This is a genomic window from Pseudomonas sp. AC172, from assembly GCF_979258595.1.
In genome coordinates this window covers 6,252,970-6,278,909 of the sequence record NZ_OZ409868.1, presented here as the reverse complement: position 1 = coordinate 6,278,909, position 25,940 = coordinate 6,252,970, and the positions used below count along the sequence as shown (strand labels likewise).

Here is a 25,940-nt window from a genome sequence, read left to right as displayed (position 1 = left end):
CGTGTATCCAGATAAAACTTGAGGCTGGGAGCCTGCAAGGCGCCAGCGGTAAACCGCAGACGTCTGGCAGACAACCAACCTCATAGCGCAATCGCTGATTAGCGACGCAGACCCAGGCGAGCGATCAGAGCGCTGTAACGGCTCACGTCCTTGCCTTTCAGGTAGTCCAGCAGCTTGCGACGCTGGTTTACCATGCGGATCAGACCACGACGGGAGTGGTGATCTTTACCGTTGGCCTTGAAGTGACCTTGCAGTTTGTTGATGTTGTGGGTCAGCAGTGCAACTTGCACTTCTGGCGAACCAGTGTCACCAACAGCTTGCTGGTAGTCAGCAACGATTTGAGCTTTTTCTTGAACGTCGAGAGCCATGAGGCAATCCTTTTATCAGGAAACTGTTTCAGGGAAACAGCTTCAACAGGCCAGGGACAAATCCCTGTATCTATAAATGAGTCGTGACCGTGCCTGTTAACAGCCACACTCGCCGACCTGCTGTGACACAGGCCGGTTCCGGTCATTCTGACCGAATCAAACGACGTGGCGCGATGCGCCCGTCTTCGCTCACTTCACCGATACCGATGAAGCGACCATTGTGATCCTGTACCCGCACCATGCCGAACTTCGGAGCATCCGGGGCACGTACTGGCTGGCCATTGAGCCAGTAGAACGCGCTCGCTTCCGAGAAGTGCAGCAACGGCCAATCCAGCAGGCCGCTGTCCGATGGCATCAGGAAGCGGTCGACCGCTTCATTGCCGCCTTCGGCATGTACCGCTTCAAGCTCTTCGAGGGTAACCGTCTGCGCCAGGGTGAAAGGCCCGGCCTGGGTACGGCGCAATTCTGCGACGTACGCACCACAACCGAGTTGCTCACCGATATCCTCCACCAGGGTGCGAATATAGGTGCCCTTGCTGCAATCCACCGCAAGACGCGCAGTATCGCCTTCGAAGGCCAGTAATTCCAAGCGCGCAATAGTAACAGAACGCGGTTCGCGCTCCACTACTTCGCCTGCACGGGCCAGCTTGTACAGCGGCTGGCCATCACGCTTGAGCGCCGAGTACATCGGCGGTATCTGACTGATTTGCCCGCGAAATTTCGGCAATGCCGCTTCGACATCGGCGCGACCAACGGTCACCGGGCGTTCCTGCAAAACCTCACCTTCGGCGTCTGCCGTGGTGGTGGTCTTGCCCAGCTGCGCCAGGGTTTCATAACCCTTGTCGGAATCGAGCAGGTATTGCGAAAACTTGGTTGCCTCACCAAAGCACAACGGCAAGACACCGGTGGCCAATGGATCGAGGCTACCGGTGTGACCGGCTTTCTCGGCATTCAGCAGCCAGCGAACCTTCTGCAACGCGGCGTTGGAGGTGAACCCCAACGGTTTGTCGAGCAGGATGATACCGCTGACGTTACGACGGATACGTTTGACCTGAGCCACCGAATTACTCCTTGGTGTCTTCAGGTTCAGCAGCGACCGGATGCTGATTGTCTTCAGCCACGGCACGCTCGATCAGGGCCGACAGGTGCGCACCACGGACAACGGATTCGTCGTAGTGGAAGTGCAATTGCGGCACGCTGCGCAGTTTCATTTCACGGGCCAGTTGCATACGCAGGAAACCTGCGGCGGCATTCAGCACCTTGATGCTTTGCGCGATATCTTCGGCGTTGTCCTGGCCCATCACGGTGATGAAGATCTTCGCGTGACCGACGTCACGGCTGACTTCTACTGCGGTAATGGTGACCAGGCCGACGCGCGGGTCTTTGACTTCGCGACGGATCAGTTGAGCCAGCTCACGCTGCATCTGATCGCCGATACGTTGGGTACGGCTGTATTCTTTTGCCATGATTTTGTTACCTGTTACTGCCCAGCGGTGAAACCCGCAAGGTCTGAAAGCGGCAAACGCCCGGCCTGACAAAAGCCAGACCGGGCGTTGCGTTTAGAGTCCGGGTGATGCGCCACACTGTTGGGTGCGGCCGACCATCACGGCTCCTGAAGTGCGCGAGTTAGAGGCTGCGAGCAACCTGAACCTTCTCGAAGACTTCGATCTTGTCGCCGACTTTGACGTCGTTGTAGCTCTTCACGCCGATACCGCATTCCATGCCGGCACGTACTTCGGAAGCGTCATCCTTGAAGCGGCGCAGGGATTCCAGCTCGCCTTCGAAGATAACGATGTCTTCACGCAGTACACGGATCGGACGGTTACGGTGCACAACACCTTCGATCACCATGCAGCCCGCGATCGCGCCAAACTTCGGCGAACGGAACACGTCACGCACTTCGGCGATACCCAGGATGTTCTCGCGAACATCGCTGCCGAGCATGCCGGTCAGGGCTTTCTTGACGTCTTCGATGATGTCGTAGATCACGTTGTAGTAACGCATATCCAGACCTTCCTGCTCGACGATCTTCCGTGCGCCAGCATCGGCACGCACGTTGAAGCCGAACAGTACAGCGTTGGAAGCCAGTGCCAGGTTAGCGTCGGACTCGGTGATACCACCGACACCGCCACCCACTACGCGCACTTGTACTTCATCGTTGCCCAGGCCATTCAAGGCACCGTTCAACGCTTCCAGCGAACCACGGACGTCGGATTTGAGGACGATGTTGAGCGTCTTCTTCTCGGCCTGACCCATGTTTTCGAAGATGTTTTCCAGCTTGCCGGCGTGAGCGCGAGCCAGTTTGACTTCGCGGAACTTGCCTTGACGGAACAGAGCCACTTCACGGGCTTTCTTCTCGTCGGCAACCACACTCATCTCGTCGCCAGCGTCCGGGGTACCGTCCAGGCCGAGGATCTCGACAGGGATGGAAGGACCGGCTTCCTTGATTGGCTTGCCGTTCTCGTCGAGCATGGCACGCACGCGGCCATAGTTCGAGCCGACCAGGACCATGTCGCCTTGACGCAGGGTACCGTCTTGAACCAGAACGGTTGCCACCGGGCCACGACCTTTGTCGAGACGCGATTCAACCACAACACCGCGACCAGGAGCCGATGGAGTTGCTTTCAGTTCGAGAACTTCAGCTTGCAGCAGAACGGCTTCAAGCAGCTCGTCCACGCCAGTACCGACTTTCGCCGAAACCGGTACGAACGGCGTATCACCGCCCCACTCTTCAGAAGTCACGCCGTGAACCGACAGTTCACTACGGATGCGATCGAGATCGGCGCCCGGCTTGTCGATTTTGTTCACTGCTACCACCAGTGGAACGCCAGCCGCTACAGCGTGCTGAACAGCTTCAATGGTCTGCGGCATCACGCCGTCGTCCGCTGCAACCACCAGAATCACGATGTCGGTCGCCTTGGCACCACGAGCACGCATTGCGGTAAACGCGGCGTGACCCGGGGTGTCGAGGAAGGTGACCATGCCGCGTTCGGTTTCAACGTGGTATGCACCGATGTGCTGAGTAATACCACCGGCTTCGCCAGCAGCTACCTTGGCACGACGGATGTAGTCGAGCAGGGACGTTTTACCGTGGTCAACGTGGCCCATTACGGTCACAACTGGCGCACGGGAGAACGACTCACCTTCAAACTTCAGGGACTCGGCCAGGGAATCTTCCAGGGCGGTGTCGCTGACCAGGGTCACTTTGTGGCCCAGTTCTTCGGCTACCAGCTGAGCAGTTTCCTGATCAAGCACTTGGTTGATGGTCGCTGGAGTGCCCAGTTTGAACATGAACTTGATGATTTCAGCTGCCTTGACCGACATCTGATTGGCGAGATCGCCAACAGTGATGGTCTCGCCGATCTGCACATCACGCACGACAGGGCCGGTTGGGCTCTGGAAACCGTGGGCGTTGCGCTTCTTCAGCTTGGCCTTGCCGCGACCACCACGACGGAAGCCATCGCTTTCTTCGTCGGTAGTGCGTGGTGCCACACGTGGAGCTGGCGCTTTTTCCTTGACCGATGCGCGATGCGGAGCGTTTTTGCGCTCGCCATCACCACCACCGCTGCGACGATTGTTGTCGTCGGCACGTGGCTTGTCAGGACGGCGCTGTTCGTTCTGCTTGTTGCGAACGTCAGCAGACGGAGCTGGAGCAGCGGCAACCACCGGCGCGCTTTCGCGAACAGGTTCTGCAGCGGCAACCGGCGCCGCAACGGCAGCGCTGTTAGCGTTCTGCGCAGCAGCAGGCTGATTACGCGCTTCTACTTCGGCGCGTTGCTTGGCTTCTTCTTCAGCCTTCTGACGGGCAGCATTTTCTACTGCGCGACGCTCATCCAGTTCACGCTTGCGCTCGGCTTCGATTTCTTCCGGGCTGCGCTGTACGAAAACTTTCTTTTTGCGAACTTCTACGCTGATGCTTTTGCTACCAGCCACACGCAGGGTGCTGGTGGTTTTACGCTGCAGCGTGATCTTGCGTGGTTCTTCCACTTTCGCCTTGTGGCTGCTTTTCAAGTGAGTCAGCAGGGACTGCTTCTCACTGTCAGTCACATTTTCTTCGGCGGCGGTGTGCGGCAGACCTGCCTCACGCATCTGCTGCAACAGGCGCTCTACCGGTGTTTTGACCTCATCGGCCAGTTGTTTCACCGTGACTTGCGTCATGCACTTCTCTCCTCAGGCCGCGCCTAATTACTCGAACCAGTGGGCTCGGGCGGCCATGATCAACTTGCCGGCACGATCATCGTCAATGCCGTCGATGTCGAGCAGGTCGTCAATAGACTGCTCGGCCAGGTCTTCGCGGGTAATTACGCCGCGCACCGCCAGTTCCATCGCCAAATCCTTGTCCATACCCTCAAGCGAGAGCAGGTCTTCGGCCGGATGGGCGTCTGCCAGCTTTTCCTCAGTAGCGATGGCTTTGGTCAACAAACGATCCTTGGCACGAGCGCGAAGCTCGTTGACGGTATCTTCGTCAAAGCCGTCGATGTTGAGCATTTCTTCCAACGGTACGTAGGCAATCTCTTCCAGGCTGGTGAAGCCTTCATCTACCAGCACCTGTGCCAGGTCTTCGTCGACTTCCAGCTCGTCGATGAAGTTGCGCAGGATGTCGCCGGTTTCTGCTTGCTGCTTAGCCTGGATGTCCGATTCGGTCATCACGTTCAGGGTCCAGCCAGTCAACTGGCTAGCCAGACGCACGTTCTGACCACCGCGACCGATGGCCTGAGCCAGATTGTCTGCGCCAACGGCGATGTCCATTGCGTGGGCATCTTCGTCAACGATAATTGCCGCAACCTCAGCCGGGGACATGGCGTTGATTACGAACTGAGCCGGGTTGTCGTCCCAAAGAACGATATCCACACGCTCACCGCCCAACTCACCCGACACTGCCTGGACGCGCGAACCGCGCATACCGATGCAAGCACCTTGTGGGTCAATGCGCTTGTCCTTGGAGCGGACGGCGATCTTGGCGCGCGAACCCGGATCGCGGGACGCTGCCATTACTTCGATCAGGCCTTCGGCAATTTCCGGCACTTCGATGCGGAACAGCTCGATCAGCATTTCCGGCGCAGTACGCGACAGGATCAGCTGCGGGCCGCGGTTCTCGGTGCGGATTTCCTTGAGCAGCGCACGCAGACGCACGCCAACACGGAAAGTTTCGCGAGAAATGATGTCCTCACGGGCCAGCAACGCTTCAGCGTTGTTACCCAGATCGACGATCACGTTGTCGCGGGTGACCTTTTTCACGGTGCCGGAGATGATTTCTCCAAGGCGCTCGCGATAAGCGTCAACCACTTGAGCACGCTCGGCTTCACGCACTTTCTGCACGATGACCTGCTTGGCAGTCTGTGCAGCAATACGGCCGAACTCGATGGATTCGATCTTTTCTTCGACGACGTCGCCAACGTTGGCACCCGGATGCGTTTCGGCAACCTTGCTCGGCCAGGTTTCGATGGCCGGATCGTCGAGATCATTCTCTTCGACGACCGTCCAGCGACGGAAAGTTTCGTATGCCCCGGTGTGGCGGTTAATTTCCACACGCAGGTCAACTTCGTCTTCAAAACGCTTTTTGGTAGCAGTGGCCAAAGCCAGCTCCAGCGCTTCAAAAATTACGCTTGCCGGTACGCCCTTTTCATTGGATACCGACTCAACAACCAGCAGTACTTCTTTGCTCATCGTACGCCTCGCCTTTCGCAAGCCATTGGATCCGCGGGATCCGCGTCTCAGTCAAAACTGGGAATAATGTTGGCCTTGTCGATCATATCGATCGGCAACAGGAACTCATGGTCGTCTACCTGCACCACGACATCCTGTTCTTCTACACCGCGCAGAAGGCCCTGAAAGTTGCGTCGACCTTCAAAAGGCGAGCGCAGCTTGATCTTCACTTGTTCACCGGCAAACTTTGCAAACTGCTCAAGAGTGAACAGTGGGCGCTCCATGCCAGGCGAGGAAACTTCAAGGGTGTATTCAACGGTGATTGGATCTTCAACATCCAGTACACCGCTGATCTGACGGCTGACAATGGCGCAATCGTCCACCAGCACGCCGCCCTCTTTATCGATATAAACGCGCAACATCGAGTGACGACCCTGAGCCGAAAACTCGATACCCCAGCATTCATAGCCCAGGGCCACGACCACCGGGGCCAGCAAGGCCTGCAACTCTTCTAGCTTGCTCGACACCTGAACCCCCTAGTGCATGATATGTGCATGCGTTGCAAAATAAAAAAATGGGCGAAACGCCCATCCTTGAAACGCCGTCGAACAGCGGCGTTGAAAGTGTCCAGCTAACAAAAAGCCCCTTAAAAGGGGCTCCTTAAACTGGTTGCGGGGGCCGGATTTGAACCGACGACCTTCGGGTTATGAGCCCGACGAGCTACCAGACTGCTCCACCCCGCGACAAAGCTGGGGCGGAAGTATACGACCGATCCCTTATAGGGTCAATGTAACCTTCCACCTGCAAGAAAGCCCGCAACAGCGGGCTCTCCTGACTAATTGGTACCGAGAAGGGGACTCGAACCCCTACACCCTATGGGCACAACCACCTCAAGGTTGCGTGTCTACCAATTCCACCACCTCGGCAAAACTACGTTTGAAACCCTTCTTACTTCTGCTCTTGAGCTGGAGGTACGTCAGTCGCTGGAGAAGCCGACTTTTGCTCTTGAAGCACCGGGACATCATCAGAAGCCGGTTGTTGCTGCTTAGGTACTTCCAACACCGCTGGATTTGGGAGACCTGCCTGAGTCAGCTGATGAGCCTTCTCTTTAGCAAAGTAACCTAACCCCAAGCTGGTTATGAAGAAACCGGCGGCAAGTATAGCAGTAAACTTACTAAGAAAGGTAGAGGAACCTTGGCTTCCGAACACAGTATTTGAAGCACCTGCTCCGAAAGACGCGCCAGCGTCCGCACCCTTACCCTGCTGCAGCAAAACCAGAGCAACTACGCCCAATGCACCCAGCAGATGAAAAACGACTACGACTGTTTCCAGCATTTTTTCAGTTTCCCGCGGCGCGACAGATCGCACCGAACTCATCTGCATTCAGGGAAGCTCCACCAATGAGCCCCCCATCGATATCCGGCATGCCGAACAGTTCGACCGCATTGGCCGCCTTCACGCTGCCGCCGTATAGAAGCCGCACACCTCGTGCGACTTCAGAATTCTCTGCCCCCAACTGCTCGCGAATGGCTTTGTGCACATCCTGAGCTTGCTGCGGCGTTGCAGTCAGTCCGGTACCAATGGCCCAGACAGGCTCGTAAGCAATGACTGCCTTGGCAAAAGCGCCAACACCCAGCTCCTCTATGATGCTGCCCAGCTGACGCCCGACAACCTCAAGAGTTTTTCCGGCTTCGCGCTGCTCGAGGGTCTCCCCTATACACAACACCGGAATCAAGCCACATGCCTGCGCCGCTGCGAACTTGCGATTCAGCATTCCGTCTCGCTCGCCCATTATCTGACGGCGTTCGGAGTGCCCGACAAGCACCAGGGAACAACCTGCATCCACCAACTGACTCGGAGCAATTTCACCGGTCAACGCACCTTGCATGGATTCCACCGCAGAATTCTGCGCGCCGACCGAAATCGACTTGCCTTTCAAGCCATCAATCACTTGATTGATATACAAGCAAGGCGGGAATACCGCGACATCAACACCGCTTGGCAAGGCCAGATGACGAAGGCCGTTGATCAGCTCAGCGACGCTGGCGCGGGTACCGTGCATCTTCCAGTTACCAGCTACCATAGGGCGACGCATGCTGTACCTCGTCGGTCAAAGTGGGCGCAGATGTTACCCAACACAATCATGGCTTGCAAGCCGTATCAGGCAGAAACTTCAGTTACCAGTTTTGCCAGTTCTTCGGCGTAACCGCGAACCTGGGTTTCGTCCTCGCCCTCGACCATCACACGCACCAAAGGCTCTGTGCCAGACTTGCGCAAAAGCACACGACCACGACCCGCCATTGCCTGGGTGACACGCGCACTGGCTTCCTTGACAGCCGGGTGTTCCAGCGGGCTTTCGCCACCACCAAAACGCACATTGATCAGAACCTGAGGACACTTGCGCAATGCCTGACGCGTTTGCGCCAAACCTTCATTACGGGTCTTCAAGGCCATCAGCACTTGCAAGGCCGCGATGATCGCATCACCGGTCGTGGTGTGATTGAAGCAAACGATATGCCCCGAATTCTCACCACCGACCAGCCAGTTGCGCTCAAGCAACTCGGCAATCACGTAACGGTCGCCGACATTGGCACGAATAAATGGAATCGAAAGCTCTGCAAGCGCGAGTTCCAGCCCCAGATTACTCATCAGGGTGCCAACCACGCCGCCCTGCAATTTCCCGCGCTCATGCAGATCACGAGCAATGATGAACAGCAGTTCATCACCATCAACAATGGCACCGGTATGGTCGACCATCAAAACCCGATCGCCGTCGCCATCAAACGCGACACCCAGATCGGCGTGCTCAGCCAACACCGCAGCCTGCAGCTGCCCCATATGGGTCGAGCCGCAATTCTCGTTGATGTTCAGACCGTTAGGCTGGGCTGACAGCACGACCACTTCCGCACCCAGCTCCCGGAAGACACTCGGAGCTACCTTGTAGGTCGCGCCATGCGCACAGTCGATAACGATCTTGAGGCCAGAGAAACTGGTGCCCGTTGGCACGCTGCTTTTGCAAAACTCGATATAACGACCTGATGCATCGTTGATCCGCGATACTTTGCCGATCTTGCTTGATTCGACCACAGTCATCGGGGTATCGAGCAGCTCCTCGATCATCAGTTCCAGCTCATCTGGCAGCTTGGTGCCTTTACCGGAGAAAAACTTGATGCCGTTATCATCGTGCGGATTGTGCGAAGCACTGATCACGATACCGGCCTCAGCCTGGAACGTTCGCGACAGGTAAGCGATGGCCGGCGTCGGCATAGGACCCAGCAGCATCACATCGGCACCGGCCGATGTCAGTCCGGCCTCAAGCGCCGACTCGAACATATAACCGGAAATTCGCGTGTCCTTGCCGACCAGCACCTTGCAGGCGCCCATCTTGCGGAACGCCATGCCGGCGGCCCAGCCGAGCTTGAGCATGAAGTCAGGAGTAATCGGGTATTCACCTACGCGACCACGAATGCCGTCAGTACCAAAGTATTTCTTGCTCATAAGTGCTCCATCATTCTTATTCGGCTGATTCCACGGCCGCGATCATCCGCACCACGTCTACTGTTTCCGCCACATCATGGACGCGCAATATACGCGCACCTTTCACCGACGCCAGTGCCGCTAGCGCCAGGCCGCCATGCAACCGCTCGCCGACAGGGCGATTCAATGCGTGGCCGATCATGCTCTTTCGAGAAACACCCACCAACAAGGGTCTGCCCAACGCATGCAGAGCTTCCATGTGCTTGAACAAGCTTAGATTGTGCTGCAGGCTTTTGGCGAAACCGAACCCCGGATCTAGAATGATCCGCTCGGCAGGAATACCTGCCGCCGCACATTGCGCCATGCGTTCAGCGAGAAAGTCACCGACTTCACGCGTAACGTCCTGATACTGCGGATTGTCCTGCATATCTCCAGGCTCACCGAGCATATGCATGAGACACACCGGCAAACCGGTAGCCGCCGCAGCATCCAGTGCGCCGTCGCGCTGCAGCGAGCGCACATCATTGATCAATCCGGCACCCAACCGTGCGGTTTCGCGCATGACAGCAGGTGTAGAAGTATCCACCGAGATGATCACATCAAGCTCGCGATTGATCAGCTCGACGATCGGCGCGACGCGCTCAAGCTCTTCAAGCGGAGAGACTGCTCGCGCGCCAGGACGCGTGGATTCGCCACCAACATCAATCAGCGTCGCACCCGCGGCAACCATTGCTTCTGCATGGCGCAAGGCCGCATCCAGCTGACTGTATTGGCCGCCATCGGAGAAAGAATCAGGGGTGACATTGAGAATGCCCATGACATGCGTCTGGGCCAAATCAAGAACCCGGTTGCCGCAAGGCAACCGGGTCAGGGACTGTACAGAAGTCATTTCAAACCTTAAACGTCAGCAGCCGGGCCGCCAATCGGTGTTTCCGGACGCTCGTCTCGAACCACTGGTGGCGGCGGCGTACCGGTGCCACCTGACCAGTCACGAGGCTCGCGAGGTGTACGACCTGCCATGATGTCGTCGATCTGTTCAGCATCGATCGTTTCGTATTTCATCAGGGCATCAGCCATCGCATCAAGCTTGTCACGGTTGTCCGTGAGGATCTGCTTGGCCGTGCCGTAGCACTGGTCAATGATGCTGCGCACTTCGGAGTCGATCAGCTTGGCTGTCTCACCGGAGAAGCTGGCTGCCTGACCACCACCGCCGCGACCAAGGAACACCTCACCTTCTTCTTCGGCATACATCAACGGACCGAGTTTTTCCGACAGGCCCCACTTGGTCACCATGTTCCGTGCGATCTGGCTGGCACGCATGATGTCGTTGGAAGCGCCGGTGGTTACACCATCGAAGCCCAGGGTCATTTCTTCAGCGATACGACCGCCGTACAGCGAACAGATCTGGCTGATCAGCGCGCGCTTGGACAGGCTGTAGCGATCTTCTTCCGGCAGGAACATCGTCACACCCAACGCACGACCGCGCGGGATGATCGATACTTTGTACACCGGATCATGCTCAGGCACGACGCGACCAACAATGGCGTGACCCGCTTCGTGATAAGCAGTGTTCTGTTTCTCTTTTTCGGACATGACCATCGATTTGCGCTCGGCGCCCATCATGATCTTGTCTTTGGCCAGTTCGAACTCTTTCATTTCAACGATGCGCTTGCCGCTGCGTGCAGCGAACAGCGACGCCTCGTTGACCAGGTTAGCCAGGTCAGCACCGGAGAAGCCCGGAGTACCACGCGCAATAACGGCCGGAGCAACGTCGTCACCCATTGGCACTTTGCGCATGTGCACCTTGAGAATCTGTTCGCGACCACGGATATCCGGCAGTCCCACCACAACCTGACGGTCGAAACGGCCCGGACGCAGCAGCGCGGGGTCGAGTACGTCAGGACGGTTGGTTGCAGCGATCACAATGATGCCGTCATTCATCTCGAAGCCGTCCATCTCGACCAGCAACTGGTTGAGAGTCTGCTCACGCTCGTCATGACCGCCACCCATGCCGGCGCCACGATGGCGACCGACGGCGTCGATTTCGTCGATAAAGATGATGCAAGGCGCGTGTTTCTTCGCCTGCTCGAACATGTCACGTACACGGCTGGCACCAACACCGACGAACATTTCGACGAAATCGGAACCGGAGATGGTGAAAAACGGAACCTTGGCTTCGCCGGCAATCGCCTTGGCCAGCAAGGTTTTACCGGTACCCGGTGGACCGACCATCAGCACACCGCGAGGAATGCGGCCGCCCAGACGCTGGAACTTGCCAGGATCACGGAGGAACTCAACCAGCTCGCCGACCTCTTCCTTGGCTTCGTCGCAACCAGCGACGTCAGCCAATGTGGTTTTCACCTGATCTTCGGAAAGCAGGCGCGCCTTGCTCTTGCCGAAGCTCATCGGCCCGCCCTTGCCACCGGCACCGCCCTGCATCTGGCGCATGAAGAACATGAACACCGCGATGATCACCAGGATCGGGAAGCTGGCTACCAGCAACTGGGTCCAGATGCTTTGTTGCTCAGGCTGCTTGCCTTCGACCACAACGTGGTTGTCGACCAGATCGCCGATCAGGCCATTGTCCTGAATCGCCGGACGAATGGTCTTGAAGCTGTCGCCATCGTTGCGTTTGCCGGTAATCACATAGCCGTCAACGGCTACGCGCTCGACCTTGCCATCCTTGACCTGCTGGATGAAGTCGGAATAGTTGAGGGTCTGCGGCTCGTTAGGGCTGGAGAAGTTGTTCATCACCGTCACCAGGACAGCCGCGATGATCAACCACAGGATCAGATTCTTTGCCATATCGTTCAATTAACTACCCTCTGAAGCAAGCTCCGCTACTGGCGCGCGCTTCGCATGATATTCACCGGCCTAACTTACTACATTACCTACGACTCTGGCAGGCGCCGTCTGTAACCCTTTGTGAAACACTTTCTACACAATATTCGTTAATGCTAGCCGGGCGAAATACTAAAAACCTATCACCCCGCACAAAAACCTCGTTTTACTCACTACGCCCGCGATAACCCCAAGCCAACATGTATTGCTCGCGAGAGCTGCCACGAGAGGAGTCCGGCTTGATCATCTGGATCTTGTCGAACTTCTTGCGGGCATCCTTCAGGTAAACATCAAACCCTTCACCCTGAAAAATCTTGATGACGAAATTACCGCCCGGCTTGAGGATACGTTCCGCCAGATCAAGCGCCAACTCGCAAAGGAACATGGCTTTTGGCATATCCACTTCAGGCGTACCACTCATATTGGGGGCCATATCGGAAATCACAAGGTCCACCTGCGAATTACCCACAGCCTCAAGAATCCGCCCGAGCACTTCGTCCTCGGTAAAGTCACCCTGAATAAAGGTCACATCAGGAATGCTGTCCATTTCCAGGATGTCCGAGGCGATCAGACGCCCTTGACCGCCGATCAGCCGACTGGTGACCTGCGACCAGCCACCGGGCGCTGCACCCAGGTCGACAACGCTCATGCCGGGACGGATCAGTTTGTATTTCTCCTGGATCTCCAGAAGCTTGTAACTCGCACGCGAGCGGTAGCCATCCTTCTGCGCTTGTTTCACATAAGGATCATTGACATGTCTTTTCAGCCAACCAAGGCTTGTCTTGGAACGCGCCATTGGGCACCTCGTTGATAAGGGTCGTGATTAATTGGGCGGATCCACGAGCCCTCGGGTAAAATGGCCGCCATTTTACAGAATCCAGACGAAAGGGTCAGATTATGCCGCTCACTCCAGAGCAGAAGAAACAGTACAAATCCATTGGCCACCACCTGAAACCGGTTTTGACGGTGGCTGACAACGGTTTGACTGAAGGTGTTTTAGCCGAACTTGAACGCGCTTTGGCGGATCACGAGCTGATCAAAATCAAGCTCAATATCCTCGATCGCGAATCGCGCCTGGCGCACATCGCAGAACTGTGCAAGGTTGGCAAAGCGGATCTGGTGCAGGTCATCGGCAAGATGGCACTGATTTACCGTCGGAACTTCAGCGCGAACAAGCAGCTGTCGAACGTTCATCGCTTCAAGTGATGAAAAGGGTCAAGGGTGTGCTTCGCGCACCCTGCCACTCCATCCCGGCACCGGCTGCATCACCAGCACCAGCCCGGAAAAGCCCAGAACCAGATAACTGAACACCTGCCAGCGCTGCGCATCCGGCCAGCCGACACGCACTGCGACATACATCGCACACGCATACAACGCCATCAGCAGCACCTGACCGCGAAAATCTCGCCATAGACTGGCAAGGCCCTCGGCCTGTACCAGCACCAAAGCCTGAAAAATAACGCATGCGGCGGCGAACCCCACCACCAGCACTTCGAATGCACTGGCCACCTCATCGATCAGCAGCGGTGCCAGGCCAATCTTGCCCAACGCCGGCTGCAAACCAAGATGAATCAGCCATAGACCGCCAACCCAAAGCATCTGGGCCAGCTGCCAAAGCATGGCGCCCGCATGCAGCGGGCGCCCTTTTTCAGATGTGACGGACTTCGACAATCTCGTACTCGATCACGCCGCTTGGCGTTTTCACGGCGACCACATCGCCCTCTTCCTTGCCGATCAAGGCACGGGCCAAAGGCGAGCCGACGGAAATCTTGCCGAGTTTGAAGTCAGCCTCATCCTCACCCACGATGTGGTAAGTGACGCTTTCATCGGTCTCGACGTTGGCGATTTCGACGGTAGTACCGAAAATCACTTTGCCGGTGTGCGGAATCGACGTGACGTCAATGATGACCTGATTCTGAATCCGGCCCTCGATGTCACGAATCCGCGCCTCGACCATGCCTTGCTGTTCGCGCGCGGCATGATATTCAGCGTTTTCTTTCAAGTCGCCCAACTCGCGGGCCGTACCGATGTCCTGGCTAAGCTTCGGACGGACGACCTTGGTCAGGTGAGCGTGTTCTTCTTCCAGGGCTTTAGCGCCCTGGACGGTCATTGGGTATTTGATCATGCCTTCAATCCTGCGTGTAGATCCTGCAAGCGGCGCACGGTTTTTTCCGGACCGAACTTCAGCGCTTCACAGATAGCTTCGCCAGCAGCAATGGTGGTGGTGCAGTAAATCTTGTGCTGCAAGGCATTACGACGAATGGAGTACGAATCAGCGATCGACTGACGCCCTTCGGTGGTGTTGATGATCAGGGTGACTTCGTCATTCTTGATCATGTCGACCACGTGCGGACGACCCTCGGTCACCTTGTTCACACGGCGCACTTTCAGACCTGCAGCCTCGATCAGCTTGGCAGTGCCGGCAGTGGCAACCACTTCGAAGCCCAAGTTGATCAGATCACGGGCCACACCTGCAACCAGCGGCTTGTCGTCATCGCGCACGCTGATGAATGCGGTACCACCGGTCGGCAGCACTTCGCTGGCGCCCATCTGGGCTTTGGCGAATGCTTCACCGAAGGTGTCGCCGACGCCCATCACTTCACCGGTCGACTTCATTTCCGGGCCGAGGATCGGGTCAACGCCAGGGAATTTGGCGAACGGGAACACCGCCTCTTTCACGCTGTAGAAGTTCGGAATGATTTCTTTGGTGAAGCCAATTTCTTTCAGAGTCTTACCGGCCATCACGCGAGCAGCGATCATGGCCAGGGAGACACCGATGCACTTCGATACGAACGGCACGGTACGCGAAGCGCGCGGGTTGACTTCGATGACGTAGATGTCTTCGCCCTGCAGCGCCAACTGCACGTTCATCAGACCGACAACGCCCAGTTCCAGGGCCATTTTCTTGACCTGTTCGCGCATCTCGTCCTGGATGTGCGCCGGCAGCGAGTACGGCGGCAGCGAGCAAGCCGAGTCACCGGAGTGAACGCCAGCCTGTTCGATGTGCTGCATGATCGCGCCGATGACGACGTCTTTGCCGTCGCAGACAGCATCCACGTCCATTTCGATGGCGCAGTTGAGGAAGTGGTCGAGCAGCACCGGGCTGTCGTTGGACACTTTCACCGCATCACGCAGGTAGCGTTTGAGTTCTTCTTCTTCGTAAACGATTTCCATCGCGCGACCACCCAGTACATAGGATGGGCGTACGACCAACGGGTAACCGATCTTGCTGGCGGCACGAATTGCTTCGTCTTCACTGCGCACGGTGGCGTTCGGCGGCTGACGCAGGTTCAGACGCTCAACCATTTGCTGGAAGCGCTCACGGTCTTCGGCACGGTCGATCGCATCAGGGCTGGTGCCGATGATCGGCACGCCAGCGGCTTCCAGAGCGCGAGCCAGTTTCAGCGGAGTCTGGCCGCCGTACTGGACGATCACGCCTTTTGGTTTCTCGACGCGGCAGATTTCCAGCACGTCTTCGAGGGTTACCGATTCGAAGTACAGACGGTCGGAGGTGTCGTAGTCGGTGGAAACAGTTTCCGGGTTGCAGTTGACCATGATGGTTTCGTAGCCGTCTTCGCGCAGTGCGAGGGCAGCGTGAACGCAGCAGTAGTCGAACTCGATACCTTGGCCGATTCGGTTCGGGCCACCGCCCAGAATCATGATCTTGTCGCGGCCCGACGGCGCGGCTTCACACTCTTCTTCGTAAGTCGAATAGAGGTAAGCGGTGTCGGTGGCGAACTCGGCGGCGCAGGTGTCAACGCGCTTGTAGACCGGGAACACTTCCAGCTTGTGACGGTGCGTGCGCAGGTTCTTCTCGGTCACACCCAGCAGCTTGGCCAGACGCTGATCGGAGAAGCCTTTGCGCTTGAGTTTGTACATCAGGTCGCGGTCGATAGCGGAGAGACCGAGGGTCTTGACCTTCTCTTCGTCCTTGATCAGATCCTCGATCTGCACGAGGAACCAAGGATCGATCATGTTCATGGCGAAGATTTCTTCGACAGTCATGCCGGCGCGGAAAGCGTCTGCCACATACCAGATGCGCTCGGCGCCCGGCACGGTCAGTTCACGCTTGAGTACGCTCATGCTTTCCGGGTTGCTCAGGTCGAGCTTCTCGTCCAGACCGCAAACACCGACTTCCAGACCGCGCAGGGCTTTCTGCAGAGATTCCTGGAAAGTCCGGCCGATGGCCATGACTTCACCAACCGACTTCATCTGAGTGGTCAGGCGCGCGTCAGCCTTGGCGAATTTTTCGAAGGCAAAACGTGGCAGCTTGGTGACGACGTAGTCGATCGACGGCTCGAAGGATGCCGGGGTCTTGCCACCGGTGATGTCGTTCGACAGTTCGTCGAGGGTGTAACCCACAGCCAGTTTGGCCGCGACTTTGGCGATCGGGAAACCGGTGGCTTTCGAAGCCAGGGCCGAGGAACGCGATACGCGCGGGTTCATTTCGATCACGACCATACGGCCAGTGTCCGGGCAGATACCGAATTGCACGTTGGAACCGCCAGTCTCGACGCCGATCTCGCGCAGTACCGCCAGCGAGGCGTTACGCAGGATCTGGTATTCCTTGTCGGTCAGGGTTTGTGCTGGCGCGACGGTGATCGAGTCACCGGTGTGCACGCCCATCGGGTCGAAGTTTTCGATCGAGCAGACGATGATGCAGTTGTCCTTTTTGTCGCGGACAACTTCCATTTCATATTCTTTCCAGCCGATCAGCGATTCGTCGATCAGCAGCTCTTTGGTCGGCGACAGGTCCAGACCACGGGCGCAGATTTCTTCGAACTCTTCACGGTTGTAGGCGATACCGCCACCGGTGCCGCCCATGGTGAAGGACGGACGGATGATGCACGGGAAGCCCAGGGTTTCAAGAACCGCGTTGGCTTCTTCCATGCTGTGGGCGATACCGGAACGCGGGCACGCCAGGCCGATGGATTTCATCGCCTTGTCGAAACGCGAACGGTCTTCAGCCTTGTCGATGGTGTCGGCGTTGGCGCCGATCATTTCTACGCCGAACTTCTCCAGAACGCCTTCGCGCTCCAGGTCCAGGGCGCAGTTCAGAGCGGTCTGGCCGCCCATGGTTGGCAGCACCGCGTCCGGACGCTCTTTTTCGATGATCTTGGCAACGGTCTGCCACTTGATCGGCTCGATGTAGGTGGCGTCGGCCATGTCCGGGTCGGTCATGATGGTGGCCGGGTTGGAGTTCACCAGGATGACGCGGTAACCCTCTTCGCGCAGGGCTTTACAGGCCTGGGCGCCGGAGTAGTCGAATTCGCAGGCCTGGCCGATAACGATCGGGCCAGCGCCGAGAATCAGGATGCTTTTAATGTCTGTACGTTTTGGCATGGGTTTGTCACTCAAATCCGCAGGTCAGTCGGCAAGCCGTCTTGATCGATTTCTGAAGTCCCGAGGGGGCCACCGGTCTCGGGGCCGCCCTCGAGGGGCTTCTCTCTACAGTCTCAAGGCGAACGCTTAGCGTCGCTTGGCCATCTCGTTGATGAAGCGGTCGAACAGTGGCGCGACGTCGTTCGGGCCCGGGCTCGCTTCAGGGTGACCCTGGAAGCTGAACGCGCTCTTGTCGGTGCGCTCGATGCCTTGCAGCGTGCCGTCGAACAGCGATTTGTGGATCGCACGCACGTTGGCTGGCAGGGTTTCTTCGTCGACCGCAAAACCGTGGTTCTGACTGGTGATCATCACCACGCCAGTGTCCAGATCCTGCACCGGGTGGTTGGCACCGTGGTGGCCGTGGCCCATTTTCAGGGTCTTGGCGCCGGAGGCCAGCGCCAACAGTTGGTGGCCGAGGCAGATGCCGAATACCGGAATTTCGGTTTCCAGGACTTCCTTGATCGCCTTGATCGCGTAGTCGCATGGCTCCGGATCACCAGGGCCGTTGGACAGGAACACGCCGTCCGGCTTCAGTGCCAGCACATCAGCGGCAGGCGTCTGCGCAGGTACCACGGTGACGCGGCAGCCGCGCTCGACCAGCATGCGCAGGATGTTGACCTTGACGCCGTAGTCGTAGGCAACCACGTGGTAAGGCAGCTCGGAAGCGTCGATGGTCGCGTGGCTGTCGGTCTTCAGATCCCAGACAGTCGAGCGCCATTCGTATTGAGTCTTGGTGCTGACGACTTTCGCCAGATCCATGCCCTTCAGGCCAGGGAAGCCTTGCGCAGCGGCGATTGCCGCTTCTTCGGAGATGTTGTCGCCGGCCATGATGCAGCCGTTCTGTGCGCCTTTTTCACGCAGGATGCGGGTCAGGCGACGGGTGTCGATACCAGCGATTGCCACAACGTTGTTGGCTTTCAGGTAGTCGGACAGGGACATCGTGTTACGCCAGTTGCTCGCTACCAGCGGCAGGTCACGGATGACCAGGCCAGCGGACCAGACGCGATCGGACTCGGCATCTTCCGGCGTGGTGCCGGTGTTGCCGATGTGCGGGTAAGTCAGGGTAACGATCTGTTGGGCGTAGGAAGGATCGGTAAGGATTTCCTGATAGCCGGTCATTGCGGTGTTGAACACCACCTCACCAACGGTTTGACCGTCGGCACCAATGGCTTCGCCGCGAAAAATGCTGCCATCAGCAAGGGCAAGTATGGCTGGCTTAGTCAAGAAGACCTCCCGTAAATAACGCATGAAAGGGCGATCGCAGGTTGTAAAAAAGCGGAGTGACGTATGGACACGTCACCCCGCTTCTTCACTGAATTATTCTGCGCGCTTTTAGTGGACACACTAAAGCTGTAGCTTACAGAAAAAGGCTTTTTTGGTCCACCGCTAAAGAGCCTAAAAGGCCGGAGAATGCGACAGGTCGTCGCCAAGCGGAGAAAAACCAGCGCAAACAGGGCGTTTGCGCCGGGTTCAGCAATGAATCAGCGCAGGTCGAGCACGTCTTGCATGTCGTACAGACCCGGCTCGCGACCGTCCAGCCACAGCGCCGCACGCACCGCGCCCTTGGCAAACGTCATGCGGCTCGACGCCTTGTGCGTGATCTCCAGACGCTCACCTTCGCAGGCAAACAGTACGGTGTGATCACCCACCACATCACCGCCGCGCACGGTTGCAAAACCAATGGTTTCACGCTCACGGGCGCCAGTGTGACCCTCGCGACCGTAGACCGCGACTTTCTGCAAATCACGATCCAGCGCACCGGCAATCACTTCACCCATGCGCAACGCCGTACCCGACGGCGCATCGATCTTGTGGCGGTGATGAGCTTCGATGATTTCGATGTCGGCTTCATCGCCCAACACCCGCGCCGCCATATCGAGCAACTTCAGCGACAGATTGACGCCGACACTGAAGTTGGCCGCGAACACGATCGGAATGTCCTTGCCCGCCTCGACCAACAACTGCTTCTGCGAAGCGTCCAGGCCAGTGGTGCCGATGACCATGGCCTTGCCGGCCTTGCGGCAGAAGGCGAGGTTTTTCAGCATCACTTCCGGCAGCGTAAAGTCGATCAACACATCGAACTCTTCAGCCACCGCCTCGATATGCCCGGACAGCGGCACGCCGATGCGACCCAGCGACGCCAGCTCACCGGCGTCGACACCGATCAGCGTGCTGCCCGGGCGCACCACGGCAGCAGTCAAACCGGTCAGCGGCGCGCGCTGCTGCACGGCCTCGACCAGAATCTTACCCATGCGCCCAGCAGCGCCCATCACAGCTATACGTCGCATGCCGACTCCTTACAGATCGCCGAAGAAACGCTTCACACCGTCGAACCAACCGGTGGTTTTTGGCGAATGGCTGTTGTCATCCGCCAGCGAGCTGCGGAATTCTTCCAGCAGTTCACGTTGACGACGGTTCAGGTTGACCGGAGTCTCGACCGCCACACGGCACATCAAGTCGCCTGCACCACCGCCACGCACCGGCGCCACGCCTTTGCCGCGAACACGGAACTGCTTGCCAGTCTGAGTGCCCTCGGGGATTTTCAGTTTGACGCGACCGTCGAGGGTCGGAATTTCCAGCTCGCCGCCCAGTGCCGCATCGACGAAGCTGATCGGCACTTCGCAGAACAGGTGCTTGCCATCGCGCTGGAAGATGTCGTGTTCGCGAACATTGATGACCACATACAGGTCGCCAGTCGGGCCGCCCTGCGTACCCGCCTCGCCTTCGCCGGACAGACGAATGCGGTCGCCGGTATCGACGCCGGCCGGCACTTTGACCGACAGGGTTTTGTACTCTTCAACGCGGCCGTCACCGTGGCAGGAGTCGCACGGATCGGAAATGATCTTGCCCTGGCCATGGCAGCGCGGGCAGGTTTGCTGCACCGAGAAGAAGCCTTGCTGCATGCGGACCTGGCCGATGCCGCCGCAAGTCGGGCACGTCGATGGAGAGGAGCCTTTCTTCGCGCCAGAACCATCGCACGGCTTGCAGTTAACCAGTGTCGGAACGCGGATATTCACCGATGTGCCACGCACCGCCTCTTCCAGATTCAGCTCAAGGGTGTAGCGTAAGTCGCTGCCACGCTGAGCGCCGCCACGGGAACCGCCGCGACCGCCACCGAAGAAATCACTGAAGACATCACCGAAGATGTCCGAGAAGTTCTGACCACCGAAACCGGCGCCACCGCCGCCCATGCTCGGGTCGACTCCGGCATGACCGTACTGGTCGTACGCCGCGCGCTTGCTGGAATCGGACAGCACTTCGTAGGCCTCATTGGCCTCTTTGAACATGTCTTCCGACGCTTTGTCATCGGGATTACGGTCCGGGTGGTGCTTCATCGCCAGACGACGGTAAGCCTTCTTCAGGTCCGCATCGCTTGAGCCGCGCTCAACACCCAACACTTCGTAATAGTCACGCTTTGCCATAAGTCTTCTGCACTCTTGAGGACGTTCGGCAAACCCCTCCTGAGGATGGCCAAACTCGTTGAGCCCCAATACAGGCCCGGACCCAACTCACGTCAATTCAACGATCCTGGTCTTTGTTTCATGCGGTACTTACGGCACGAAAAGCAGGAGCATTCCCGGCCATACCGCCAACATCCGAACCTTGTCGCATGCTGTAAAAATTCGCGTATTCCAGATACGCCAACGCGGGAGCTAGCTCCCGCGCGGCGACATCCTACCAGTCACTACCTAAAGGCAGTCAACCGGCCGACCAACAACTTACTTGTGGTCTTTGACTTCTTCGAACTCTGCATCGACAACGTCGTCAGCCTTCTCAGCCGATTCGCCTTGCGGGGCTGCGCCATCAGCTGGCTGAGCCTGTTCGGCGTACATCTTCTGAGCAACCGGAGCGGAGACTTTCGACAGCTCTTCAACCTTCGCTTCGATAGCAGCCTTGTCGTCGCCTTTGACAGCGGCTTCCAGAGCAACAACAGCAGCTTCGATCGCAGTCTTCTCTTCGGCGGTGACTTTGTCGCCCGCGTCAGCAATCATTTTGCGTGTCGAGTGCACCAGTGCATCACCCTGGTTACGGGCAGCGGCCAGCTCTTCGAACTTGCGGTCTTCCTCAGCGTTCGCTTCGGCGTCACGCACCATGCGCTCGATTTCTTCGTCGGACAGACCGGAGTTGGCCTTGATCACGATCGACTGGGTCTTGCCGGTTGCCTTGTCTTTCGCACCAACGTGCAGAATGCCGTTAGCGTCGATGTCGAAGGTCACTTCGATCTGCGGCACGCCACGTGGAGCAGGTGGAATGTCGGCCAGGTCGAACTTGCCCAGGGACTTGTTCTGAGTGGCTTGCTTGCGCTCGCCCTGCAGCACGTGAATGGTCACAGCGCCCTGGTTGTCGTCGGCAGTCGAGAACACTTGCGATTTCTTGGTAGGAATCGTGGTGTTTTTCTCGATCAGCGCGGTCATCACGCCACCCATGGTTTCGATACCCAGGGTCAGCGGGCTGACGTCGAGCAGCAGAACGTCTTTCACGTCACCGGCCAGAACAGCGCCCTGAATCGCAGCACCCATGGCAACAGCTTCGTCCGGGTTAACGTCTTTGCGAGCTTCTTTACCGAAGAAATCGGTAACCAGCTTCTGCACCAGCGGCATACGGGTCTGACCACCGACCAGGATCACGTCGTTGATCGCGCCAACGTCCAGGCCTGCGTCTTTCATGGCGATGCGGCAAGGTTCGATGGTGCGCTGAACCAGGTCTTCAACCAGCGCTTCGAGCTTGGCACGCGAGATCTTCACGTTCAGGTGCTTAGGACCGGTCGCGTCTGCAGTGATGTACGGCAGGTTGACGTCGGTCGACTGAGCGGACGACAGCTCGATCTTGGCTTTCTCAGCGGCTTCTTTCAGGCGCTGCATGGCCAGCGGGTCACCTTTGAGGTTCATGCCGCTTTCTTTCTTGAATTCGTCAACGAGGTAGTCGATCAGACGAATGTCAAAGTCTTCACCGCCGAGGAACGTGTCACCGTTGGTAGCCAGTACTTCGAACTGGTGCTCGCCATCCACTTCAGCGATCTCGATCACGGAAACGTCGAAAGTACCGCCACCCAGGTCATAAACAATCACGGTGTGATCGCCCTTGGCCTTGTCCATACCGTAAGCCAGAGCAGCTGCGGTTGGTTCGTTGATGATACGTTTTACGTCCAGACCAGCAATACGGCCGGCGTCTTTGGTCGCCTGACGCTGGCTGTCGTTGAAGTAGGCCGGAACGGTGATCACCGCTTCGGTCACGGTCTCGCCGAGGTAGTCTTCGGCGGTCTTCTTCATCTTTTTCAGGATTTCAGCCGAGATTTGTGGCGGCGCCATTTTCTGGCCGTTCACTTCAACCCAAGCGTCGTTGTTGTCAGCCTTGACGATCTTGTAAGGGACCATCTGGATGTCTTTCTGCACAACTTCTTCGTCGAAACGACGACCGATCAGACGCTTTACCGCGTACAGAGTGTTGTGCGGGTTGGTCACAGCCTGACGCTTGGCCGACTGACCTACCAGGATTTCGCCATCGTTGGCGTAAGCGATGATCGACGGCGTGGTACGCGCGCCTTCAGCGTTTTCGATAACTTTTGCTTTGCCGTTTTCCAGCACGGAGACGCAGGAGTTGGTAGTCCCCAGGTCGATACCGATAATTTTGCCCATGTTAACTCTCCCGAAACTTTGGATTTTTTTGCCGCAGCAGTGGTGGCTGTCTGCGGTAATACTTAAACGCTTGACTTCTAAATGGGGGCCTTACGGCCAATTTCAAGCCTGCTCGTCAATCGAAGGCGAAACTGGCGCAGGCGCCTTGCTGACCACAACCATGGCCGGGCGCAGCAGGCGACCGTTGAGCTGGTAGCCCTTCTGGAACACCTTCAGAACGCTGTTCGGTTCTACGTCAGCGCTTTCCTGCATGGCCATCGCCTGATGCTGAACGGCGTTGAACGGTTCGCCATGCGGATCGATCGCTTCCAGCTGATAACGCTTGAGGGTGTCGTGGAACATTTTCAGCGTCAGCTCGATACCTTCGCGCATCGGACGGATGCTTTCGTCGTCCGGGTTCGACAGCTCGAGGCCGCGCTCCAGGCTGTCGACGATCGGCAGCAGGTCGCCGGCGAATTTTTCCAAGGCAAACTTGTGCGCCTTCTCGACGTCCTGCTCGGCACGGCGACGGACGTTCTGCAGATCGGCAGCAACACGCAGAGACTGATCCTGCGCGGCGGCCAATTGCTCTTCGAGCACTTGTACACGGGTCGCCAGGTCATCACCCGAACCTTCGGGCGCCTGATTGGCTTCTGGGTTTTGCGTATCTACTGTCTGTTCGTCAGCCATAGAATTCTCCTTTCAATTTCGTCCGCGAGCCTGACTCGCGCTTCTGTCCCGATATATGGGGCCGCAAAATCAGGCTTCAAGGGGCTTCAAACATTAACCCTACAAAAAAGTGTCGAATCCTCATTCCTCGATGCGCTAAGCAGATTTGTGGTTCAAGCAAATCGAGCTAAGGGAGGGCATTGTCAGCGCGAAACAAAACACTGTATAAATAACCAGACCTTTAGCTTGGGAGCGGCCTTTTATGCTGGTGCACCTGTCCGTACATAACTACGCCATCGTTGAACATCTCGATCTCGAACTTGATCGCGGGATGAGCGTGATCACGGGTGAAACCGGCGCTGGCAAATCGATCATGCTCGACGCGCTGGGCCTGACCCTCGGTGATCGTGCCGACAGCGGCGTGGTTCGTCCCGGCGCCGACAAGGCCGACATCCTCGCGACTTTCGATCTGGCTGACATTCCCGAAGCCAGCGCGTGGCTGGCCGAGCGCGATCTGGAGACTGATGGCCCGTGCATTCTGCGTCGGGTGATCACCTCGGAGGGTCGTTCGCGCGGCTATATCAACGGCACCCCTTGCCCGCTGGGTGACCTCAAGTCGCTGGGCGAATTGCTGATCGATATCCACAGCCAGCATGAACACCAGTCCCTGCTGAAAACCGATACCCATCGTCGCTTGCTGGACGAGTACGCCGGCGCTACCGATCTGGCCCGCCAGGTTCAGCTCGCCGCCCAGCGCTGGCGGCAGACTCGCCAGGAACTGGAGCGCCTCTCCAACTCCGGCGACGAACAACGCGCGCGCCATCAATTGCTCAGCTATCAGCTTGAAGAGCTGGAAAACCTCGGTCTGGGTGATAACGAGCTGGAGCAACTGGAGCAGGAACACAAAAACCTGACCAACGCAGAAACCCTGCTGGGCATTTGCCGGCAAGTGGTCGAGCAATGCAGCGAAAGCGATTCCGGCAATGTGTTGAATGCGCTGACCGCCAGCCTCAACCGCCTGTCGAGCGTGAATAACTCCGTCGGCGCACTGGGCGAAGCCAGCAGTCTGCTGACCAGCGCGCAGATCCAGGTCGAAGAGGCCGTCGGTGAACTCAATCGCTTCCTCGATAACTTCGATGCCGATCCGGCACGCCTGCAGTATCTGGAAGAACGCCTCGACGCGATCTACACCCTGGCGCGCAAGCACCGGATCCAGCCGACCGAAGTGGGAGAGATGCAGCAGAAGTTGCTGGATGAAATCGAAACCCTCAACGCCAACGACGAATCCATCGAGCGCCTGGGTGAAGAACTGGCCTCGTATGCCCGCCACTATCAAGAGAAGGCACGAGAGCTGAGCGATTTGCGTCATCAGGCCGCCGGCAGTCTCGCCAGCGCGGTTGAGCAGGAGATTCAGCGACTGGGCATGCCTGGCGGCCGATTTACCATCGAATTGAAGGCCAACAGCAGTGACGAGTTGCTACCCAACGGGCTGGAACAGGTCGAATTGCTGGTCAGCGCCAACCCGGGCCAGCCGCTGAAGGCACTGGCAAAAGTCGCTTCCGGCGGTGAGCTTTCGCGAATCAGCCTGGCGATTCAGGTGATCACCGCGCAGACGTCCCGCGTTCCAACACTGGTATTCGACGAAGTGGACGTCGGCATTGGTGGGCCGACGGCTGAGATTGTTGGCCAACTGTTGCGCCGTCTCGGCGATCGCGGCCAGGTATTGACCGTGACGCACTTGCCGCAAGTGGCAGCGCAGGGCCATCAGCATCTGTTCGTGCATAAGGTGCGCGGTGAAGAGGCGACTCACACTGCCGTCTCCAAACTGAGCAAAAGCGACCGTATAGAAGAAGTGGCGCGCATGCTCGGCGGTATTGATCTGACCAAGGAGTCCCTGGCTCACGCGAAAAAAATGGTCGTCACCGCCAAGGTTTGACAACGA

22 protein-coding genes and 2 tRNA genes are annotated in these 25,940 nt (G+C 57.7%); 2 read left to right on the top strand and 22 right to left on the bottom strand.

What is annotated here, in order from left to right; all coding sequences use genetic code 11:
* Positions 1-98: 98 nt before the first annotated feature.
* The 14 genes from rpsO to rlmE all read right to left on the bottom strand — a co-directional run bounded on the left by rpsO (position 99) and on the right by rlmE (position 13,128).
* Positions 99-368, bottom strand: coding sequence for a 30S ribosomal protein S15 (gene rpsO / locus ACZ0A4_RS28245; RefSeq protein WP_003197723.1), 270 nt, complete (start codon positions 366-368; stop codon positions 99-101).
* Between the two features lie 142 nt (positions 369-510).
* Positions 511-1,428 carry a tRNA pseudouridine(55) synthase TruB gene (truB, locus tag ACZ0A4_RS28240; protein ID WP_034154423.1) on the bottom strand — a complete coding sequence of 306 codons (918 nt, stop codon included), beginning with the start codon at positions 1,426-1,428 and terminating at the stop codon, positions 511-513.
* A 4-nt stretch (positions 1,429-1,432) separates the two neighbouring features.
* Positions 1,433-1,834, bottom strand: a complete 402-nt coding sequence (gene rbfA, locus ACZ0A4_RS28235) for a 30S ribosome-binding factor RbfA (protein ID WP_007915259.1) — start codon at positions 1,832-1,834, stop codon at positions 1,433-1,435.
* A 160-nt stretch (positions 1,835-1,994) separates the two neighbouring features.
* On the bottom strand, positions 1,995-4,526 hold the full coding sequence (infB, locus tag ACZ0A4_RS28230) for a translation initiation factor IF-2 (RefSeq protein ID WP_463577244.1): 2,532 nt from the start codon (positions 4,524-4,526) through the stop codon (positions 1,995-1,997).
* A 27-nt stretch (positions 4,527-4,553) separates the two neighbouring features.
* Positions 4,554-6,035 (bottom strand): transcription termination factor NusA, encoded by a 1,482-nt coding sequence (gene nusA / locus ACZ0A4_RS28225; RefSeq protein WP_008088341.1) that lies wholly within the window; start codon positions 6,033-6,035, stop codon positions 4,554-4,556.
* Positions 6,036-6,082: 47 nt separating this feature from the next.
* Positions 6,083-6,541, bottom strand: coding sequence for a ribosome maturation factor RimP (gene rimP / locus ACZ0A4_RS28220; RefSeq protein WP_064119463.1), 459 nt, complete (start codon positions 6,539-6,541; stop codon positions 6,083-6,085).
* A gap of 139 nt (positions 6,542-6,680) precedes the next feature.
* A tRNA-Met gene (locus tag ACZ0A4_RS28215) sits at positions 6,681-6,757 on the bottom strand.
* Positions 6,758-6,854: 97 nt separating this feature from the next.
* A tRNA-Leu gene (locus tag ACZ0A4_RS28210) sits at positions 6,855-6,940 on the bottom strand.
* Between the two features lie 22 nt (positions 6,941-6,962).
* Positions 6,963-7,349 (bottom strand): preprotein translocase subunit SecG, encoded by a 387-nt coding sequence (gene secG, locus ACZ0A4_RS28205; protein WP_141127794.1) that lies wholly within the window; start codon positions 7,347-7,349, stop codon positions 6,963-6,965.
* A gap of 4 nt (positions 7,350-7,353) precedes the next feature.
* Positions 7,354-8,109, bottom strand: coding sequence for a triose-phosphate isomerase (tpiA, locus tag ACZ0A4_RS28200; protein WP_463577242.1), 756 nt, complete (start codon positions 8,107-8,109; stop codon positions 7,354-7,356).
* A 65-nt stretch (positions 8,110-8,174) separates the two neighbouring features.
* The gene (glmM, locus tag ACZ0A4_RS28195; RefSeq protein WP_463577240.1) at positions 8,175-9,512 is read right to left on the bottom strand and encodes a phosphoglucosamine mutase; all 1,338 of its coding nucleotides are present in this window, start codon (positions 9,510-9,512) and stop codon (positions 8,175-8,177) included.
* 16 nt (positions 9,513-9,528) lie between these two features.
* Complete coding sequence (folP, locus tag ACZ0A4_RS28190; protein ID WP_463577238.1) at positions 9,529-10,380, bottom strand: dihydropteroate synthase; 852 nt, start codon at positions 10,378-10,380, stop codon at positions 9,529-9,531.
* Positions 10,381-10,388: 8 nt separating this feature from the next.
* Entirely contained in the window at positions 10,389-12,296 is a 1,908-nt protein-coding gene (gene ftsH, locus ACZ0A4_RS28185; protein ID WP_016986501.1) for an ATP-dependent zinc metalloprotease FtsH, read from the bottom strand.
* Between the two features lie 202 nt (positions 12,297-12,498).
* Positions 12,499-13,128, bottom strand: a complete 630-nt coding sequence (rlmE, locus tag ACZ0A4_RS28180) for a 23S rRNA (uridine(2552)-2'-O)-methyltransferase RlmE (protein ID WP_007915237.1) — start codon at positions 13,126-13,128, stop codon at positions 12,499-12,501.
* 101 nt (positions 13,129-13,229) lie between these two features.
* Between rlmE and ACZ0A4_RS28175 the strand changes: the two genes are divergently transcribed.
* Entirely contained in the window at positions 13,230-13,538 is a 309-nt protein-coding gene (locus ACZ0A4_RS28175) for a YhbY family RNA-binding protein (RefSeq protein WP_463577236.1), read from the top strand.
* 9 nt (positions 13,539-13,547) lie between these two features.
* On the opposite strand, the gene ACZ0A4_RS28170 is transcribed toward ACZ0A4_RS28175, so the two are convergent.
* From ACZ0A4_RS28170 to grpE, 8 genes are all read right to left on the bottom strand, one after another.
* A complete protein-coding gene (locus tag ACZ0A4_RS28170) occupies positions 13,548-13,952 on the bottom strand; it encodes an MFS transporter (RefSeq protein ID WP_463577234.1) in 405 nt (134 codons plus the stop codon).
* Positions 13,953-13,980: 28 nt separating this feature from the next.
* The gene (gene greA, locus ACZ0A4_RS28165) at positions 13,981-14,457 is read right to left on the bottom strand and encodes a transcription elongation factor GreA (protein WP_064119469.1); all 477 of its coding nucleotides are present in this window, start codon (positions 14,455-14,457) and stop codon (positions 13,981-13,983) included.
* Entirely contained in the window at positions 14,454-17,675 is a 3,222-nt protein-coding gene (gene carB, locus ACZ0A4_RS28160; protein ID WP_463577232.1) for a carbamoyl-phosphate synthase large subunit, read from the bottom strand. Before carB ends, greA begins: the two co-directional genes overlap by 4 nt.
* A 126-nt stretch (positions 17,676-17,801) precedes the next feature.
* Complete coding sequence (gene carA / locus ACZ0A4_RS28155) at positions 17,802-18,938, bottom strand: glutamine-hydrolyzing carbamoyl-phosphate synthase small subunit (RefSeq protein ID WP_007915228.1); 1,137 nt, start codon at positions 18,936-18,938, stop codon at positions 17,802-17,804.
* Between the two features lie 257 nt (positions 18,939-19,195).
* A complete protein-coding gene (gene dapB, locus ACZ0A4_RS28150) occupies positions 19,196-20,002 on the bottom strand; it encodes a 4-hydroxy-tetrahydrodipicolinate reductase (RefSeq protein WP_463577230.1) in 807 nt (268 codons plus the stop codon).
* A 9-nt stretch (positions 20,003-20,011) separates the two neighbouring features.
* Positions 20,012-21,136, bottom strand: a complete 1,125-nt coding sequence (gene dnaJ, locus ACZ0A4_RS28145; protein WP_463577228.1) for a molecular chaperone DnaJ — start codon at positions 21,134-21,136, stop codon at positions 20,012-20,014.
* Positions 21,137-21,433: 297 nt separating this feature from the next.
* On the bottom strand, positions 21,434-23,350 hold the full coding sequence (dnaK, locus tag ACZ0A4_RS28140; RefSeq protein ID WP_007915221.1) for a molecular chaperone DnaK: 1,917 nt from the start codon (positions 23,348-23,350) through the stop codon (positions 21,434-21,436).
* 102 nt (positions 23,351-23,452) lie between these two features.
* Positions 23,453-24,019 (bottom strand): nucleotide exchange factor GrpE, encoded by a 567-nt coding sequence (gene grpE / locus ACZ0A4_RS28135; protein ID WP_122598517.1) that lies wholly within the window; start codon positions 24,017-24,019, stop codon positions 23,453-23,455.
* A 241-nt stretch (positions 24,020-24,260) separates the two neighbouring features.
* Between grpE and recN the strand changes: the two genes are divergently transcribed.
* Positions 24,261-25,934: a DNA repair protein RecN gene (gene recN, locus ACZ0A4_RS28130; protein WP_460097873.1), complete on the top strand. Its 1,674-nt coding sequence runs from the start codon at positions 24,261-24,263 to the stop codon at positions 25,932-25,934.
* Positions 25,935-25,940 lie beyond the last annotated feature (6 nt).